The sequence below is a fragment of the Paeniglutamicibacter sp. GQ140 genome, from assembly GCF_059759235.1.
The window spans coordinates 573,212-590,858 of record NZ_JCAXDW010000001.1; the positions used below are offsets into that span (position 1 = coordinate 573,212).

General features: G+C 61.7%; 15 protein-coding genes. 7 read left to right on the forward strand and 8 right to left on the reverse strand.

From position 1 onward, the window contains the following. Window positions 1–12: 12 nt before the first annotated feature. The 4 genes from AC6CHY_RS02620 (at window position 13) to AC6CHY_RS02635 (ending at window position 4,701) form a co-directional block, all read left to right on the forward strand. Window positions 13–1,344: an MFS transporter gene (locus tag AC6CHY_RS02620; RefSeq protein ID WP_217387103.1), complete on the forward strand. Its 1,332-nt coding sequence runs from the start codon at window positions 13–15 to the stop codon at window positions 1,342–1,344. After that, window positions 1,341–2,834, forward strand: coding sequence for a M81 family metallopeptidase (locus tag AC6CHY_RS02625; RefSeq protein ID WP_498225331.1), 1,494 nt, complete (start codon window positions 1,341–1,343; stop codon window positions 2,832–2,834). The genes AC6CHY_RS02620 and AC6CHY_RS02625 overlap by 4 nt, the downstream gene beginning before the upstream one ends. A 71-nt stretch (window positions 2,835–2,905) precedes the next feature. Beyond that, window positions 2,906–4,279 carry a D-serine ammonia-lyase gene (gene dsdA / locus AC6CHY_RS02630; protein ID WP_498225332.1) on the forward strand — a complete coding sequence of 458 codons (1,374 nt, stop codon included), beginning with the start codon at window positions 2,906–2,908 and terminating at the stop codon, window positions 4,277–4,279. A gap of 29 nt (window positions 4,280–4,308) precedes the next feature. Then, a complete protein-coding gene (locus AC6CHY_RS02635; RefSeq protein WP_498225333.1) occupies window positions 4,309–4,701 on the forward strand; it encodes a VOC family protein in 393 nt (130 codons plus the stop codon). An 82-nt stretch (window positions 4,702–4,783) separates the two neighbouring features. Here AC6CHY_RS02635 and AC6CHY_RS02640 read toward each other — a convergent pair whose 3' ends face one another. The 7 genes from AC6CHY_RS02640 to AC6CHY_RS02670 all read right to left on the reverse strand — a co-directional run bounded on the left by AC6CHY_RS02640 (window position 4,784) and on the right by AC6CHY_RS02670 (window position 12,695). Then, a complete protein-coding gene (locus AC6CHY_RS02640; protein ID WP_498225334.1) occupies window positions 4,784–5,992 on the reverse strand; it encodes a glycerophosphodiester phosphodiesterase family protein in 1,209 nt (402 codons plus the stop codon). A 144-nt stretch (window positions 5,993–6,136) separates the two neighbouring features. Next, window positions 6,137–7,567, reverse strand: coding sequence for an aspartate ammonia-lyase (locus AC6CHY_RS02645; RefSeq protein WP_498225335.1), 1,431 nt, complete (start codon window positions 7,565–7,567; stop codon window positions 6,137–6,139). Next, window positions 7,557–8,711, reverse strand: coding sequence for a M20 family metallopeptidase (locus tag AC6CHY_RS02650; protein WP_498225336.1), 1,155 nt, complete (start codon window positions 8,709–8,711; stop codon window positions 7,557–7,559). The genes AC6CHY_RS02645 and AC6CHY_RS02650 overlap by 11 nt, the downstream gene beginning before the upstream one ends. A 94-nt stretch (window positions 8,712–8,805) precedes the next feature. Next, a complete protein-coding gene (locus tag AC6CHY_RS02655; protein ID WP_498225337.1) occupies window positions 8,806–9,483 on the reverse strand; it encodes a DUF1028 domain-containing protein in 678 nt (225 codons plus the stop codon). Between the two features lie 30 nt (window positions 9,484–9,513). Further along, window positions 9,514–10,998, reverse strand: a complete 1,485-nt coding sequence (locus AC6CHY_RS02660) for a 4-hydroxyphenylacetate 3-hydroxylase family protein (RefSeq protein WP_071216815.1) — start codon at window positions 10,996–10,998, stop codon at window positions 9,514–9,516. A 47-nt stretch (window positions 10,999–11,045) separates the two neighbouring features. Beyond that, entirely contained in the window at window positions 11,046–11,630 is a 585-nt protein-coding gene (locus tag AC6CHY_RS02665; RefSeq protein WP_498225338.1) for a flavin reductase family protein, read from the reverse strand. 129 nt (window positions 11,631–11,759) lie between these two features. Further along, window positions 11,760–12,695: a LysR family transcriptional regulator gene (locus tag AC6CHY_RS02670; RefSeq protein WP_498225339.1), complete on the reverse strand. Its 936-nt coding sequence runs from the start codon at window positions 12,693–12,695 to the stop codon at window positions 11,760–11,762. A 125-nt stretch (window positions 12,696–12,820) separates the two neighbouring features. Between AC6CHY_RS02670 and AC6CHY_RS02675 the strand changes: the two genes are divergently transcribed. From AC6CHY_RS02675 to AC6CHY_RS02685, 3 genes are read left to right on the forward strand one after another with little or no spacing between them, the layout of a single operon-like run. Next, window positions 12,821–13,981, forward strand: coding sequence for a M20 family metallopeptidase (locus AC6CHY_RS02675; protein WP_498225340.1), 1,161 nt, complete (start codon window positions 12,821–12,823; stop codon window positions 13,979–13,981). Window positions 13,982–14,019: 38 nt separating this feature from the next. Then, on the forward strand, window positions 14,020–14,889 hold the full coding sequence (locus AC6CHY_RS02680; protein WP_498225341.1) for an ABC transporter substrate-binding protein: 870 nt from the start codon (window positions 14,020–14,022) through the stop codon (window positions 14,887–14,889). 39 nt (window positions 14,890–14,928) lie between these two features. After that, window positions 14,929–16,422, forward strand: coding sequence for an amino acid ABC transporter permease/ATP-binding protein (locus AC6CHY_RS02685; RefSeq protein ID WP_498225342.1), 1,494 nt, complete (start codon window positions 14,929–14,931; stop codon window positions 16,420–16,422). A 171-nt stretch (window positions 16,423–16,593) separates the two neighbouring features. Here the strand turns inward: AC6CHY_RS02685 and AC6CHY_RS02690 are convergent, their stop codons facing one another. Next, the gene (locus AC6CHY_RS02690) at window positions 16,594–17,580 is read right to left on the reverse strand and encodes a quinone oxidoreductase family protein (RefSeq protein WP_498225343.1); all 987 of its coding nucleotides are present in this window, start codon (window positions 17,578–17,580) and stop codon (window positions 16,594–16,596) included. Between the last annotated feature and the right edge of the window lie 67 nt (window positions 17,581–17,647).

Here is a 17,647-nt window from a genome sequence, read left to right on the forward strand (position 1 = left end):
AAGGGGTGGAACATGTCGACCACGTCAAACCGCGTCAACAACGGCCACTTGGCCTCCGTCAGCGAACAATCCGTCTTTCGAAAAGTCAACCGGCGCCTCTTGCCGATCCTGCTGCTCTGCTACACCTTCGCTTACCTCGACAGGGTAAATATCGGTTTCGCGAAATTGCACATGCAGGAAGACGTTCCCCTCCTGACCGAGGCGGTCTTCGGCATCGGTGCAGGCTTGTTCTTCTTGGCCTACGCCTGCTTGGAGATCCCGAGCAATCTGCTGATGCACAAGGTCGGAGCCCGCCGCACGATCACCAGGATCATGATCCTGTGGGGCCTGACGTCCTCGTCCATGATGTTCGTGCGCGACGAAACCAGCTTCTACATCCTGCGCATCTTGCTCGGAATCTTCGAGGCCGGCTTCGCTCCAGGCATCATCCTCTATTTGACGTACTGGTACCCGGCGCGACGCATGGCAGCAGTCATGGGCATCTACATGCTCGCCGGACCAATAGGCTCCATCCTTGGCTCGGGCGTTTCCGCAGCCATTATTGCTGCCACGGACAATCTCGGCGGCCTCGCCGGTTGGCAATGGATGTTCGTGATCCAGGGTCTCCCCTGCGTTCTACTGGGCTATATCTTCTGGAAGTCAATGGCTGATCGACCTGCCGACGCCCACTGGCTTACCGACCAGGAAAAGTCCGTTGTGGCCAAGGCCATCGATGAGACTGCAGCAGGGCAGACAACACACAAGTTCATCGACGCGCTGCGCGAGCCCAGCGTGTACGTCATGGCCGCCGCATACTTTGGCATTATGTGCGGCATCTACGCCGTCAGCTTCTGGCTGCCGACGATCCTCAAGGACAACGGGGTCCAAAGCACTTTCGTCATCGGAATGCTCACCGCCATCCCCTACATCCTGACGATTCCGGCAATGATCTTGCTGTCACGCAGCTCCGACCGCCACCAGGAACGCAAATGGCATGCAGTGGTTCCTTCACTGGTTGCAGCTGCAGGGCTGACGGTCGCAGCTTTCACCGCGTCGAATTTCGTCCTGTCGTTCGTCGCGCTGTGCATCGCCGTCTGCGCAGTGTGGGGCGCGTACACCGTCTTCTGGGCGGTCCCGTCCCACCACTTCGGCGGCACGGCCGCCGTTGGCGGCATCGCCTTCATCAACACGATCGGCATTCTGGGCGGCTTCGTCGCGCCGACGATCATGGGCTTTGTGCGCGAGGCAACCGGCAGCACCCAAGGTGGCTTGCTGACCATGGTCGGCCTGCTGTTCATGTCCGTCGCGGCCTTGCTTTTCCTGCCCACAGTCCTTCGCAACCGCAAGATTGAGGTCGCTCCGTGAGCCGCGTACTCGTCGCAGGGTTCCTGCATGAAACCAACACCTTTGCCCGGTCAGCTGCGCGTTGGGAGAATTTCGAGAACGGGGAAGGGTTTCCCCGGATGCACCGCGGTCCGGAGGTATTGAACCTCGCCTCGGTCAATATTCCCCTTGGCGGTTTCGTTCTCGAGGCCGATCCCGCGTGGGAGCTGCTTCCGGTCATCTGGTGTGCGGCCTCTCCGTCGGGTCCCGTTGACTCCGCGGCTTTCGAACGCGTCACGACCATGATCACTGAATCCTGCGCGATGCAGAAGCCCGACGCTGTGTACCTGGATCTCCACGGCGCGATGGTCTCCGAGAACCATCCGGACGGGGACGGGGAGATCCTGCGTCGGGTGCGCGAGGTGGTCGGGGCCGAGGTCCCCATCGTTGTGAGCCTGGACCTGCACGCCAACGTCAGCGACTTGATGCTGCACACCGCGGATGCCATGGTTGCTTACAGAACCTACCCGCACATCGACATGGCTGACACCGGCAGGTCCGCCGCGGCCCTGCTGCGGCGGCTCATCGCGGGCGAGAGTCTGGCGATGAGCGTGCGGCACATCGACTTCCTGATCCCGACCATCTCCGGCAGCACCATGTCGGGTCCCGCGCGCACTGCCTATGAAATGCTCGATTCTGTTGCAGGTGCGGACGCAGTGCTGTCGATCGCCATGGCATTCCCCGCTTCGGACGTCGAGGAATGCCAGCCATGCGTCTTTGGCTATGGCGTCGACGAGGAGGAACTGGGCCACGCCGTGGAACAAATCACCGCCACTCTCCGCGACCTTGAACCCGAATTCAGTCTCGAGGCATTCCCCACCGAGCAGGCCCTGGACGAAGCGCTGTGGTCGGTCACAGCAGGCGCAAGTCCAGTCGTCATAGCCGATACGCAGGACAATCCGGGAGCAGGTGGGGACGCGACGACAACGGGCCTGCTGCGTGAATTGCTCAGCAGGGATGCACCGGGCAGCGCATTGGCGGCCATGTGGGACCCGGAGATCGTGCGTGCAGCAATTGCGGCCGGACGGGGGAATTGCGTCACGGTGACATTCCCCGGTTCTGCATCGCCCGGGGACGGGCCGCTCACCGAAACCTTCGAGGTCTCAGAAATCACCGACGGCAAGGTGCATTTCGACGGCCCCATGATGAATGGAAACGATCTGGCTGTCGGTCCGTCTGCCCTGCTACGCAAGGGAAACGTGAGCGTCGTGGTCAACAACCACAAGGCCCAGGTCATGGACCGCAACCAATTCCGAGCAGCGGGCATCCACCCCGAGGAGCAGAACATCCTGGTGGTCAAGAGCTCCGTGCATTTCCGTGGTGACTACACGGAGATGGCAGGTCGCATACTCGTTGCGCTTGCCCCCGGCCCGTTCCCCGCAGATCCCGCTGCCTTGCCCTGGCGAAACCTGCGCCGGGGCGTGAGGCTTGGTGCCCTGGGGCCGGCCTTCGAACCGACCGCATCGCACTAAATCCATGTAGGGCACCAACTCGCCGGTAAGAGGGCGGTGCCCTACATTGGGTATCTAACCACCCTGCAACCATGGAGAACACCGCCCCGATGAGCCAGAACCACGACCTCGAGCAACTCCTCACCGACCCCGTCGTCGCGGCACTGGCCCGGGCCGAGGAAACCGCCTGGTTCGCAGCCACGCCGACCGCCACCGTTGCGGGGATCGAGGCCTCGGGCATCGACCCGGCGATCATCGAGGACGCCCGGGCACGCTTCGGCCGCTTCGCGCCCTGGTTCGCCGAGCATTTCCCCGACACCCGCGCCACGCACGGCATCCTCGAATCCCCGCTGGTCGGCATCCCCGCCATGCAGGCGGAACTGGGCAGCCGCCTCGGCCGCGAGCTGCCGGGCAAGCTGTGGCTCAAGCGCGACGATTCCCTGCCGGTCAGCGGCTCGATCAAGGCACGCGGCGGCATCCACGAAGTGCTCGAGGTCGCCGAGCGCATCGCCATCAAGGCGGGGCTGATGTCCCCTAGCGACGACGCCCGGGTGCTTGATGCCCCCGAGGTGCGAGAGGTGCTCTCCGCCCACGGGATCGCCGTGGGCTCCACCGGCAACCTGGGCCTGTCCATCGGCATCGTCGCCTCCGAGCTCGGGTTCAACACCACGGTGCACATGTCCATGGATGCCCGTACCTGGAAAAAGGAGCTGCTGCGCGCCCGCGGGGTCACCGTCGTGGAGCACGCGGGCAACTTCTCCGACGCCGTGGCTGCGGGGCGCCGCACCGCCGAAGAGGAGCCGAGCGTGTGGTTCGTGGACGACGAGGCCTCGCTGAGCCTCTTCGCCGGCTACTCGGTGGCCGGCGCCCGGCTGGCCGGGCAGTTGGCCGCCCTGCAGGTCACCGTCGATGCGCAGCACCCGTTGATCGTTCACCTGCCCTGCGGGGTGGGAGGAGGTCCGGGCGGCGTGACGTTCGGGCTCAAGGCGGCCTTCGGCGACGCGGTGCACTGCGTGTTTGCCGAACCGACCCACGCCCCCTGCATGTCCCTGGGTGTGCGCACCGGGCTGCACGATGGAATTTCCGTGGCTGACATCGGGCTGGACGGGCTCACCGCCGCGGACGGACTGGCCGTGGGCCGTCCCTCCCGCCTGGTCGGCGAGCACCTGCAGCAGCTGATCGACGGCTACGTGACGGTGACCGACGAGCGCATGAAGGCGTTCGTCGGCCTGCTGCACGACACCGAGGGCATCGCCGTGGAGCCCTCCGCCGCGGCAGGCTTCGCCGGCCCCTGGCGGATGCTTCAGGACCCCGCATACCTGGAGGCCTTCGGCCTGGACGACGCGGCGCTGGCCAACGCCACGCACGTGGTCTGGTCGACCGGCGGGTCCATGGTGCCGCCGGCCGAGATGGCCGGCTACGTGGCCGAGGGGCAGGCACTCATCAACGAGGTTCCCTGGCGCTAGGGACCCCGGCCGCAGGTAGATTGGGGTCCATGGAGATCCTCTCAAGCCGGGTGCTGCTGCGGCCCGTGGACCTGCCCGCGACCCAGGGCTTCTACCGCGAGGTGCTGGGCCTGGCGGTGGCCCGCGAGTTCGGGCCCGCCGGGCACCGTGGGGTGGTGTTCTTCCTGGGCAACGGCCTGCTCGAGGTCTCGGGCACCCGCGGGGCGGACACCGCCTCCACCCTGGTGCTGTGGGTGCAGGTCCGCGACGTTGCCGCGGAACTGGAGCGGCTGGCGGACCTCGGCGTCGGAATCGACCGGGAGGCGCGGACCGAGCCGTGGGGACTGATCGAGGGGTGGATCCGCGACCCCGACGGCACCAGGATCGTGCTGGTGCAGGTCCCGACGGACCACCCGATCCGGCGTGACATCCGCGAACCCTAGGCAACGCACAAGGCATTGCCCACCCGTAGAGCGATTGGGGTGGGCACTGCCGTCCAGGGGGCGGCTTGCGGGAAAGCCGGTACTAGTTGGCGAAGGTGTCCAGCAACCGGCCCTTGGAATCCCAGAGGCCGATCGAGTCGCCGCCGTTGTTCAGGACCGCGGTATCGCCGCCCAGGTAGAACGCCTCGGCGCTGTTGGTTCCCGGTCCCGAGAACACCCGCAGCTCGGCGCCCGGCGTGAGCTTGAAGCCCGTACCGACGCGCAGGATGTTGTTGGCGGCATCGCGCAGCACGTAGCCGCTGACGTCGATGGTGCGGTTGCCCTCGTTGGCGAGGATGACGTGCTCGCCGGTTTCCGGCTGCAGGTCGTTGCCCGGGACGTCGTTGACAGCACCGGAGACGACGATGCCGTTGTTGGAAGGGAACACCTTCTTGCCGTCCAGGTGGCGGTCGACCTGCTGCGGGAAGTCGCCGGTGATGCGCTCGACGCCCAGTTCCAGGGCGGCATCCGCGGCCTGCGTGGAGTTCACCGTGTAGACGCCGAGTCCCAGCCCGGCGTCCTTGACCCGTGCGGCACCGGCGGCGTCGAGGGTGCGGTAGCTGGTGCCGAAGGAATCGGCGTACGTGGCGTAGTCGGCCAGGATTTCCGCGCTCGGGACGGTGCCGGTCAGCTGCTGCAGCGGGACCTCCGGGGCCAGGGCGGCGAAGGTCTTGTTGGAGGTGGCGTCGAAGCCCAGGACCTCGATCTTGCCGGCCTTCTCCAGTGCGCTCCACTCGGGGTCGGTGGCCAGCGCCTCGGCGACGACCTGCTCGACGCCCGGGGACTTGGACGGGGACTTGATCTCGATGAAGACGCCGGTTTCCCCGGTGAGCACGTCGGCCACCGCATCGAAGTGCGGGATCTTCTCGCCGGCGAAGTCGGCCGAGAAGTATGAGCCGGCGTCGAGCTGCTGCAGCTCGTTCCAGGTGAAGGACGTGATCGGGTCGTTGACGCGGTCCGGGAAGACGTCGGCGACGTTGGTCGTGCGGGCCGCGGTCTCGTCGTGGAAGATGAACGGGACGCCGTCGCTGGAGAGCTGGATGTCGATCTCGACGAAGTCGGCACCCGACTGGCTGCCGGCCTTGACCGCGGCCAGGGTGTTCTCCGGTGCGACACCAGCGGCACCCCGGTGGCCAATCAGGATGGGCGATGCGGTTTCCTGCTCGGCGGCCGGGGCGGCAACGGCGGGGCTTGCCAGACCGGCGAGCATGCAGGCGGCCAGGGTGCCAAGCGTGAGGGTGCGAAACTTCATGGTGGGGGTTCCTTCGGTGTCGGGGACGGACACCCACCACGCTGCCCTCCCCGGACAACGCTGCGGCCACGAGGAGGTGAACCGCGCATTAAGATCCCGGTTACATCCTCGGGTCTGGTCCGGAGGACATATGCGGTGCCCCCGCTAAATCGCGTGCCCCGCGCTTACCCCCGATAGATTTGCCGGTGAGATGGCAGCGGTCAATTCGCTTTCGGCCAACAGCCCACGTTCAAGGATCAGCTCGGTGAGACTTTTTTGTCCGTGCAAGGCTTCCTTCGCCAAGTCGGCAGACATTGCATACCCCAGCAACGGGGTCAGGCCGGTAATAACGGCGAGGGATCCTGCCACTCGTTGCTTGAGAAAGTCTTCATTCGCTTCGATACCCACGACACAGCGTTCCCGCAAGGTCTTGCACGCCTGACTCAACCACTGCATCGATTCCAGCAGCGCGTCCGCCATGACCGGTTCAAAGGCATTGAGTTGGAGCTGCCCAGCTTCCACTGCCATGGTCACTGTCACATCGGAACCGATGATGCGGAAGGCCACCTGATTGACCATTTCCGGGATCACCGGGTTCACCTTGCCTGGCATGATGGAGGACCCTGCCTGCACGGCGGGTAACTGAATCTCGCCGAATCCCGCTTGGGGACCGGAGGACAGCAAGCGCAGGTCGTTGCAGATCTTTGACAGCTTGACTGCTGCACGCTTGACCATGCCCGAGAGGAGCAGGAACACACCGGTATCCGATGTCGCTTCCACGAGATTCGCCGCGGCAACCAAGGGCAGCCCCGTGATCTTTGCAAGTTCCGGAACGACGCGTTGCCTGTAGTCGAGCGATGCGGTTATTCCCGTTCCGATGGCGGTGGCACCCAGGTTCACCTCTGCCAGGTGAACGCGCATTTCGCACATTCTGTCATTGTCTTCACGTAGGGTTTCGGCAAATGCCCCAAATTCCTGGCCGAGGGTCATCGGCACTGCGTCCTGCAATTGAGTGCGGCCGATTTTTAGGATGTCGGCAAATTGCGACGATTTCGAGGCGAAAGCCGTTACAAGCTTGCTGTGCTCCTCCAGCAGATCATCAAGCGCGCGCCGCATGGCAATCTTTACGGCCGTCGGATAGGCATCGTTGGTGCTTTGGCTGCGGTTGACGTGATCAATCGGGTCAAGGTGTTGGTATTCACCCTTCTCGTGACCGAGCAATTCCAGCGCCCTATTCGCGATGACTTCGTTGGCGTTCATATTCGTGCTCGTTCCCGCACCTCCTTGAATGCGGTCGACGACAAACTGGTCATCAAATGCGCCGTCCATGACTTCGGCCGCTGCGGCCTGGATCGCAGCGGCCTGCCTGGGGGTCAGCAATCCCGTGGATTCGTTGGCCCGGGCGGCGGCAGCCTTGACGGCGCCAAAGGCCCATACCAAATGACGGAAGTCGCCGACGGTACGGCCACTGATCGGAAAATTTTGCCGGGCACGCTCGGTACTGATGCCGTAGTAGGCCCAGGCCGGTAACTCGACGTCACCCATTGAATCGTGTTCCTGCCTCGTGACGGGCAGGACTCGCTCGTTATTTCCCAACGTATTGGTTCCTCTCAGACCGAAGTTGAATGCCGACGAAGTCCAAGGCCGTTAGTGCCAAGGCTGCGGCCCCGTCGTGAATGGCGCGTTCTGCCGCTGAGCCAACACAGTGCTTGGCAAATTCCAGCTGGTGATTGGAATCGGGGTAGCAATGTAGGCCTATGTAGGGATGGATAGCGGGAACGATCTGGGACACGTTGCCCATGTCCGTTGAAGCCCGGCTCATCGTTGCGTGCTCGGGCGGGGCATCAAATCGCCGACCAAGATTTTTCGCGTGCCGTACATAAAGTTCCAGCGCGCGATCGTCCGTGCGGAACTCCGAGTACGGTTCTGATTCCGGAGTCATTTCCAGTTCGGCCCCCGTCGCCAGTGCACCAGCCTCGAAGCAACGGCGCACCCGGTCCTCTGCGCCCATCAATTCGGTAAGAGTCTCGGCACGAACGTACCAACGTCCCTCAGTGTGTTCCGGAATTGCGTTCGGAGCCTGCCCACCGCGCGTTTGGATGCCATGGACCTTCGTTGTCCCTGGGAGCTGTTGTCTCAATAGTCCGAGTGCCACTTGGGCAATGACGAAGGCGTCGTTCGCGTTCACGCCTTGTTCGGGATAGGCAGCTGCATGAGCAGACTTCCCTCGGTAGGAAATATGGTGATGGCCAACGGCGAAGGGCTTGGCCTCAGCGGAATCCACCGGCCCCGGATGCGCCATCATCGCCAGACTCAGACCTTGGAATGCTCCACGCTTGAGCAACTCAATTTTTCCGCCGCCCCCTTCCTCCGCAGGAGTTCCATATACTTCGACCGTCAAGTCATGGCGATCGGCAAGATCCGCCAGCGCGACGGCCGCCCCACACGAGATAGCCGTAATCAGGTTGTGTCCGCAGGCATGGCCTAGTTCAGGCAAGGCGTCATATTCAGCGCAGAGCCCGATGCGGTGCCGCCCCGTTCCAAACACTGCCCGCAAGGCGGTGGGAAACCCCAGATACTCGCGTTCCACAGTGAACCCATGTCGTTCTAGGAAAAGCGCGGTCCATTCGGCAGCCTTGAATTCGTGCCAGCCTAGCTCCGGGTTGGAATGTATCTTTACCGAGAGATTGACCAGATCGCGCTGTATCTCTCCAACGCGGCGCACCACATGGTCATGCACTTTTTTCCTTCTTCCTCATTGCTCAGGATTCCCGGACGGTGCCGGAAATGGGGGGGCGGGTCCCAAGCGCCGGCTCGGGACCCACCTTGGTTTTCTACAAGTCGCCCGGAACCCCGTAGGAAGGGGCAAGCGATGGATTCAACGCACGAGATCGATATGCCTCCTTCTCGGGTGCCCAGCGTTCCCAGAGCTCCTCCAGCGCCCCGATCGGGTCCTCGTCGTCCCAGTCAACGCGCAAATCCGTAGAAGCCCAGGTGTGTTCATCAACAACCACAAGGCCCGCGGAATGCACCGGGCCTTCCTCACCACCAGCGTTGACACCGGCAACCAGCCCATCAAGTAAACGTCGTTCGAATGCCTCGGCAGCCGAGTTCTGATAGGCCGCCATGATGGCAGCCGGCACTCCCTCGTCGGAAAGCAGGTTGCCAGCCGCTACCGCTCCATCCCGCGCGACCACCCGATTGGTGCCGAGCGTTCCCTCACCGGAAAAGGAAGCGGTGTTGCCATCGGAACCCACGACTGCAACCTGACGATAGGCAATATGCTCCGTGCCGAGCGTCACCCGATCGAGTGCCTCCTGGGCACTGGAGCCGGCGGCTAGGGCATTGAGGATCAGGTCTCCGAGCCCCGGGTCTGTCACGTTCTGGGACGCTACGCCTCCCACGCCTGCTCTCAGGTGGACGCACCGGGCGGCCACCGACGGGCTGGACGAGGTGACAACCATCCCGAATGCTCCGGTAAGGGGGTCACGGGCAACCAATGAAAATGTCATCTCAGTGTTCCTTTCTGCTGTCTCGCCAAATCACACTCGGCTAGCGATCTTGGCGGCGTCCTGATCCGCGGTGATCCGGTCTGAAAGATCTGCGGCCTTGCGAACGAGATCCAGTGGGCCCTCGAAGTCGAAGTTTCGGTAAATGGCACCGAGCTGGGCGAAGGGTGGAGACTGGGCAAATAGCTGGAAGGTCAGTCGGTGCCCGGCGTAGTCGCTATTGAGCAGGTCTCGAGCGAAGGCCAGTAGCTTACGTCGGTCCTCGGCAATCCAGTTTTCGTTAACGTTGTAGTACTTTTCCAGCCAGTCCTTGGTTTCCGGGTGCTCGAACGAAGCGGCATCGGGAGTGATACAGATTTGGCCGCCGCATAGCTCGCGGGCAATGTGCATCATCGCCGGAAGCTGCGACAAGGCGGTCACCCGGCCGGTGTAGAGCAACGACTGGTTCGGCATGAGTAGCCCGCCTGGACTCGTTTCCGCCATGGCGATCGATGCAGTCAGGTGTGCGTTGATGTTCTCCCGGTAACAGGCCAGTTGGGCCAACTTTTCCTGGACAGCAGGCTGCTTTTCAAGCCCTGTCTGTTTAATGTTCCAGAGGGCCGCGCCAATCATGAGATCAGCGAGGTGCTGCGTGCGCTGCACGAACGGGAAGGCGCTGTAGCGGTGGAGCGTAGACCGGATAAAGGCTGCGGCGCGCGTGTGCCTGTAGAAGAGGACGTCTTCCCAGGGAATTTCCACGTCGTCGAAGATGACCAGCGACTCCACTTCGTCCACCCTGTTGGACAGCGGGTAGTCCCTTGCCGGCGCACGACCCGCAAACCCGGTGCGGGAAATGAACTTCAGTCCCGGGCTTGAAAGGTTGGCGACGAACCCAACGGCGTAATTGGACAACTTGTCGTTGCCCCAGTTGGCAATCGTGGGCTTCGTGAATGCTTGGTTGGCATACGCCGCGGCAGTTTCATACTTGGCGCCCCGAACAACGATGCCGTTGTCAGTTTCGCGGACCACATGCAGCAACATGTCGGGGTCTTGGTCCTGAGGCGCTTTCGAGCGGTCGCCCTTGGGATCTGTGTTCGCCGAGATGTGGAAGGTGTCAGCCGTGATGGTCTGCTGGATGTGCCGCCGGATATTGTCCGAGAAACGTGGATCCACTTCGTTAAGCACGTCTTGTCCGTCGAACAGCGACCACATTTCACCGATGGTCTCGTCGCCAACCCGCGTAACGACGCCTCCTGCCTCGCGCTGGGTTAGGTCCACAGCACGTCGCTTGTCCCACCAATCTTCCTGTGTCCGCGGAAGACGGTTGCCGATGGCGTTGAGCTCGCCGCTCGTCTCGTCGACATACGTCATGGTCGGCTGGGTTGATTCTTGATGTGCGAGATCGAAAATCATGGCACGCTGATCGACGATCGGCTTGAACATTGGATGCGTGGTCACGTCCTCGACTTTCTCGCCGTTGACGTAAACCTTCCGTCCGTCCCGAATGGAATCGCGGTACTCTTCACCAGTACGAAGCATCTGCCTCACCTTTCTTGCAGGAAAATTAGTTGGATACTGCTAGCGCTCTAGCGTGCGGGGCCGGATCCTGGGTAGTCAGGAAAAACCGAGGGTTCGACCGGCTCCGGCTTGCCATAGGTTCGGGCGTGATAGGTCAGCGGTTCGCCCTGTTGGCCGCCAACTGCAGTGACGTTTCCGAAGTAGACGTAATGCGTGCCGCACTCGACGACTTGGCGAAGCGTGCAATCAAATGAAGCCAACGCATCCACGAGTGTGGGGCTACCAGACGGCAATGGAGTCCACTCACCGCAAGTAAAGTCCCAGCGTTCCTTGCCGGGCCAGGGGCGACCGGCGAACGTGTCGGCAACATGGTCGTGCTGTCGGCCCAGCAACGACACCGAGAAAACCCCGTGCTTGACGATCGCTTCGTTGAGCGGACTCTTCCGATTGACGCACACCAGAAGGGTGGTCGGATCGGCCGTCACCGAACACATGGCACTGACTGTCTGAGCAAACCTGCCGCTGGCGCCGTCCGTGCCAACAATCGTCACACCGGTGGCGGCTCGACCCATTGCCTCGATGAACGCGTTCCGCAGTGCCTCCGGATCGTTCTTGAGGCCAACGGTGAAAGATGGCTTGACTGACGTAGACATTGGTTCAACCTCCTTGGATCGACCGAAGTTGAGTCGGTCTGAATTGTTCACAAGATCAGTCTGTGAGCCAAGTCGCAATTGAACAAGCAGATTATTTAGTAGCTATCCATCTAATAAATTGATACCTCTTTAACCCGGGTTATGCATGGCGGCAAACTGCGCAAGGCTGTTTTCAACCTGCTCCATAAACGCACGGACCCGAAGCGTCGGCTTCGCCCTGGCCAAATGGACTGTGGCGATGCCAAGGGGCGGAATGTCGGCTGCGATTTCCCGCGTGGCAACCTGCAGCCCTTCATAGCTCATGGAAATAGCCGTTCGCTGGCTCAAGATCGAATACCCAAGTCCACGAGCAACGAGTGCGCGGACCATTTCGAAGCTTGTCGTTTGAAAGCGCACCGTCGGCTCCAACCCCTCAAGCTGAAAGAAAGAAAGAAAATACTCCCCGCCCGGAGCAAGATCAAAGAGGATCATGGGTTCGGGAGCCAACTCGCGAAGTGAAACCCGCCGGCGCTCGGCCAGCGGGTGATCGACAGGCAAGATGACATACGGCTTGGAAGCGTAGACCCTGGTCATGGCAAAAGCCCCGGATTGCCTAAGTTCATGCAGTTGGTAGTCATAAACAATAATTAGGTCCAACGCCCCGCTGGCCAGTGAATCCGCCAGCGTCTGCTGGTTTCCCTCCAGAAAGGAAAGCTCGACCCTGGGGTGACGGCGAAGGAACTCATCGATGACCATTGGCAGAAGTACCGGCGCCAAGGAGGAATAACATCCAACGCGCAACTTGCCGGCAACCGATTCAACGCTCGTTCGCGCCGATTCATGCATCTCCTCAACACCCATGATGATCCGCCGACTGTCGGCCACGACTTCCTGCCCGACCGCGGTGAGACTCATCCCGCGGGGGTGGCGCACAAACAACTGCGCACCCAGCGATTGCTCAAGGTCGGCAAGCGCGGTCGAGACGGCCGATTGGCTGAGATAGAGCTTTGCCGCGGCACCCGTAACGCTGCCGGCCTCCGCCGCCGCCAACAGGTACTCGAGCTGCTTCAGTGTTATATCTGCCATCGCTTTTTTCGATACCTTCCTTCAAATTCATGTGATATACAGCACATGGAAAGTGTTGCATAGTTTTCTCAACGTCAGGGTCTGCAATCGGTGAGGCACCGAGAGACCAGCACTAAGGAGAACCAATGACAGAGCTCAGCGCTGACATTCAGCTGCTTCAGGATGTACTTTCCATCGACTCAACATGGGGCAATGAAACGCCGCTGGCCGAGTACATGGCTCAGCAGATGCAGGAGTGGGGCGTCGATGAAGTTGAACTCGTCGAGTCGATGCCCGGACGCTACTCCGTTGGCGGACGAATCCGGGGAACGGGCGGCGGCAAGTCCCTCCTACTCAACGGACACATCGACACCTACGAAGCGTCACCGGACTGGACCAAGGACCCGTTCGCGGGGACCATCGAAGGTGGCCGCATTTATGGAGCAGGCATCGCCGATATGAAGGCCGCAACGACTGCGGGGCTCGCGGTCATGCGCCGAATCGCCGCATCCGGGCAGAGACCCAAGGGCGACGTTGTTTTCCAGGGCGTTTCTTGTCACTTTGAGGGCGGGGTGGGTACCCGATCCCTACTTGAAGCCGGATTCACGGCTGACGCAGGAATCTGCGGCGAACCGACTGACAACACCATCGGCACGGTTCACAGGGGCGCCGCCTACTTGAAGGTCACGACGCATGGAAAGCAAGCCCATACGTCGGCCAAGGAACTTGGACTCAACGCCATTGAAACCATGGAACCAGTCCTTGCGGGCATGAGGCAGTTTGAATCCGAAATGCCATATGTGCCCCATCCCGAACTCCCTGGCGGCCCCAAACTCAACATTGGCACTGTCAGAGGAGGAACCAAGCATAATCAGGTTCCGGACAGGTGTGAAATGACCTGCGACATCCGCTTACTTCCAAGTCAGGATCCATATGACGTGCGCGATCAGGCTGAAAGCATGATCTTAAAGCTCGCCGAAACCGATCCTCGAATTGATGCCACGGTCGAATTCAGTGAGCATTGGCTCTCGGGGCCTCGACTGCCATATGAAATCGACAAGGACAGTCCCATCGCGCGGACCGTAGCCAGTGCCATGCAGAGCATCGGGACCAAGCCAGTCTTCGAGGGCATTCCGTTCTGGACCGACATGGTTCCGCTCCACCAAGCCGGTATTCCATCCGTGAACATTGGTCCTGGAACGCCTCCCTACTCCTGGGCAGACGAATGGGTAGAACTGGCGAAATACGAAGAAATCATCGAAATCTACGCCGCGGCGGTTGCCGACTGGTGCAACCAGAGCGCCTAGCACCAATCGGCGCCATAACTCATATCTAGGAGAACATCATGGGCAAGAACATTCGCAAGACCCTAGTCGGGTGCGCAGCCATCGCATCTCTCATGTTGACTGGATGCGGCGGTACCGGCAACGCCAGTTCCACGTCGGAAGAAGCCGCGGAAGCCAAGGTCTCCACCAATGCTGCGGGCGTCCTCAATGTAGGTGTAGACCTGACATACCCGCCATACGACATGCTCAAGGACGGCAAGCCGGCCGGATTTGACGTTGAATTCATGAACGCTGTTGCCGGAAATCTGGGTCTCAAGGCGCAGTACACGGACACCCGCTTCGCCCAGATCGTTGCGGGCATCAAGTCCAACCGTTACGACGTGATCGCGTCGACGCTCTATATTTCTGCGGCACGTGCCAAGGAAGTCGACTTCGTTCCCTACTTCCAGACGGGCAACTCGATTATCAGTCGCGTTGACGGAGAGAAATACTTGACTGCCCAGGATCTGTGCGGAAAAACCGTTGGGGTCGTGACAGCCACTGTCATCGCAAGCATCATGCCGAATGAAGAAAGTGAAAAGTGTAAGGAAAACGGCAAGGGCGCCATCACCGTCAAAGAGTTCCCCACCGACCCCGAAGCAACCCAAGCACTCCTGGCCAATCAGGTCGATGCCCAGATGACAGACGGCGCGGTGGCCAAGATTGCAGTCGAGAAATCCCGCAATCGCCTGGAACTGACCAGCCAGGAGCTGATCTATCCCATCGCGGTGGGCATTGGGGTAAGCAAGGGAAATGCAGAAATGCAAGAGGCCGTGTCCGCTGCCATCGACGCCATGAAGGCCGATGGAAGTTACGACAAGCTCCTTGCTTCCTACAACCTCGAGCCAGTTGACCCCGAGGTCCTCAAAGAGTCATTGAACCGGAAGTAGGCGATCACAGTGGTATTTGATTGGGGATATACCTTCTCATTGTTTCTGGATCCCGACCTCTGGAAGGGAGCCGGCGTCGTTGTTGCCCTGGCAGTATTGTCCTGGGTAATCGCAAATGTCGCCGGTATCGGGTTAGCCCTCATGCGAGAATCCCGCAAGAAGGCTCTCAATGTCGTCGCGGGGCTCTACATCTGGCTATTCCGAAGCCTGCCGTTACTTGTCTTGCTTGTCTTTGCCTACAACATTCCGCAGGTCTTCCCGGCTTCGCAGGTCATCTTGGGTTCATCCTTCAATGCAGCCTTGATCGCCATGGTCCTCCATGAGGCTGCCTACATGGCAGAGATTCACCGCGGTGGATTGCTATCGGTGGGACTCGACCAGCGCGAAGCAGCCAAGGCCTTGGGGCTTAAGTACGGACAGTTCCAGCGGCGGATCGTGCTGCCGCAGGCATTCAGGATTGCACTGCCCACCTTGGGCAACGAGTTCATTTCCATCTTGAAGCTGACGTCACTCGCGAGTGTCATTTCCCTTCCAGAGATCCTGTTGGTTGGACAGCGTCTCTTCACCCAGAACTTCCTGGTGCTGGAGACCCTGACCGCAGTCGCCGCTTACTACGTCTTGCTCGTGACCGTCTTCGACCTGATGCGCGCCGCACTTGAACGCAAGCTGGACGTGACCCGCCGCCACACCAAGTTGGAAGGTGGCCCGGCCGAGATCGAAGAGCACACGATGCGAATCCGCGATCGTCACCCCCATACCGGAGACAAGGTGGTTCGCGCCGAATCCGTGACGAAGACCTTCGGTGAGAATCAGGTTCTCAAGGGAGTGGATCTCGATGTTCACCGTGGAGAAGTGGTGGTGGTCATTGGCCCGTCCGGCTCGGGAAAGACGACGCTTGTGCGTACGCTAAACCATCTGGAACCCCACGATGGCGGCCAAATTGTGGTCAACGGCGAAACCATCGGCTACCGGGTGGAGAACGACGGCCGAAGGCTTCCGTTGGGCGATACCGCCATGGCAAAACAAAGATCAAATATCGGTATGGTCTTCCAGCGATTCAATTTGTTCCCGCATCTGAGCGTGCTGCAAAATGTGACCTTGGCGCCCGTCCAAGGCAAACTGATGACGCAGGAGGAAGCAGACAACTACGGGCGTGACCTCTTGAAGCGCGTCGGCATGGGGCAACATGGTTCCAAGTACCCGCACCAGCTCTCGGGCGGTCAGCAGCAGCGTGTGGCCATCGCCAGGGCGCTCGCGATGAAGCCATCGGTCATGCTGTTTGACGAGCCAACGAGCGCACTTGATCCCGAGTTGGTGGCAGAGGTCCTGGACGTCATCGCGGGACTCGCAAATGATGGAATGACCATGGTCATTGTCACCCACGAGATGAAACTGGCCCGCGACGTAGCCGACTGGGTTGTCTTCATGGAAGAGGGAAATGTCGTCGATGCCGGATCACCGGAGCACATTTTCGGACCGGATGGCTGCGATCGCGTCCAGCGATTCGTCAAGCACGTCTCCGCAGGTGTCTAAGCGGTAGAAGGAAACGGCAGGTGGGTGGTGCGGCCGAAAGGCGGCACCACCCACCCGCCGTTAGCCAGTGGATTGAATATCCCCAGAGTTGTCCCCATCCCTAACCCGCGAGGACGCGCGGAGCGCCATGGGCCGCTCGCCGCAAATCCCCCTGCCACTGGTCGGGGCACTTCAATGTGGCGAATGCACCAGCACGACCTTGCCGGTGGTCCGGCGTGACTCGAGCGCGGTGAAGGCCTGGACGGCCTGCGTGATGTCGTAGTGCGTCACGGGCGGGACGCTGATGACCCCCGAAGCGATCCAGCCGAAGATCTCGGAGGCGCGGCGGGAGATCTCCTCCGCCGTGCGCACATGGTGGAGTACCGTCGGCCGGGTCACGGCGAGGGAGCCCAGGCCGGCCAGCGAGTTCACGTCGAGGGGCGGAATCGGGCCGCTGGCCGCGCCGATCGCCACCAGCGTGCCGCGCACCCGCAGGGCGCGCAGGCTTTCGGCGAAGGTCGCCTGGCCGACCCCGTCGTAGACGACCGAGGCACCTTCCCCTCCGGTGAGCCCGCGGACATTCTCGGCGAATCCCTCGTAGCCGATGACGTGGTCGGCGCCATTGGCCCGTGCCGCGTCTTCCTTGGCCGGGGAGGAAACCGTTCCGACGACCCAGGCGCCCCTCAGCTTGGCCAGCTGCGTAAGCCACTGCCCCACTCCCCCGGCGGCCGCGTGGATGAGCACGGTGTCCCCCGGACCCAGGGCATAGGTGTCGTGGGACAAGTAGTGGGCGGTGAAACCCTGCATCAGGGCCGCCACGGCGGTGGAATCGTCGATGCTCTCGGGGATCTCCACCGCTTTGTCCGCCTCGATGACCGCGAATTCGGAGAAGCTGCCCTGGCCACCGGCGAGCCAGCCCACGCGCTGCCCCGTGGCCAGGTGTGCCACGCCGGGCCCGAGGGAGGCAATGGTTCCGACGCCCTCGACGCCCGCGCGGAACGGGGCCCGAAGCGGCGTGGCCCCGGAGCGCTGGGCGACATCGAGGTAGTTCACCCCCGCCACGGACAGCTTCACCAGGACCTGGCCCGCCTGGGGTTCCGGGCGTGCCACCTGCCTGAATTCAAGGTTTTCCGGGCCTCCGTGTGCGGAAACGACTACCGCGTTCATTGTCTCGGGCATGGCACTTCATCCTGTCCTGGCGTTGCTGACATGTGGTTCCGTTGAGGGTTCCGTTCCGCTTCCCAAG

Excerpts from the sequence above, each read along its gene's own strand:
- AC6CHY_RS02680 (WP_498225341.1), top strand. The coding sequence starts at position 14,020 with ATGGGCAAGAACATTCGCAAGACCCTAGTCGGGTGCGCAGCCATCGCA.
- AC6CHY_RS02620 (WP_217387103.1), top strand. The coding sequence starts at position 13 with ATGTCGACCACGTCAAACCGCGTCAACAACGGCCACTTGGCCTCCGTC.
- AC6CHY_RS02640 (WP_498225334.1), bottom strand. The coding sequence starts at position 5,992 with ATGAAGTTTCGCACCCTCACGCTTGGCACCCTGGCCGCCTGCATGCTC.
- AC6CHY_RS02655 (WP_498225337.1), bottom strand. The coding sequence starts at position 9,483 with ATGACATTTTCATTGGTTGCCCGTGACCCCCTTACCGGAGCATTCGGG.
- AC6CHY_RS02690 (WP_498225343.1), bottom strand. The coding sequence starts at position 17,580 with ATGCCCGAGACAATGAACGCGGTAGTCGTTTCCGCACACGGAGGCCCG.
- AC6CHY_RS02670 (WP_498225339.1), bottom strand. The coding sequence starts at position 12,695 with ATGGCAGATATAACACTGAAGCAGCTCGAGTACCTGTTGGCGGCGGCG.
- dsdA (WP_498225332.1), top strand. The coding sequence starts at position 2,906 with ATGGAGAACACCGCCCCGATGAGCCAGAACCACGACCTCGAGCAACTC.
- AC6CHY_RS02675 (WP_498225340.1), top strand. The coding sequence starts at position 12,821 with ATGACAGAGCTCAGCGCTGACATTCAGCTGCTTCAGGATGTACTTTCC.
- AC6CHY_RS02660 (WP_071216815.1), bottom strand. The coding sequence starts at position 10,998 with ATGCTTCGTACTGGTGAAGAGTACCGCGATTCCATTCGGGACGGACGG.
- AC6CHY_RS02665 (WP_498225338.1), bottom strand. The coding sequence starts at position 11,630 with ATGTCTACGTCAGTCAAGCCATCTTTCACCGTTGGCCTCAAGAACGAT.
- AC6CHY_RS02635 (WP_498225333.1), top strand. The coding sequence starts at position 4,309 with ATGGAGATCCTCTCAAGCCGGGTGCTGCTGCGGCCCGTGGACCTGCCC.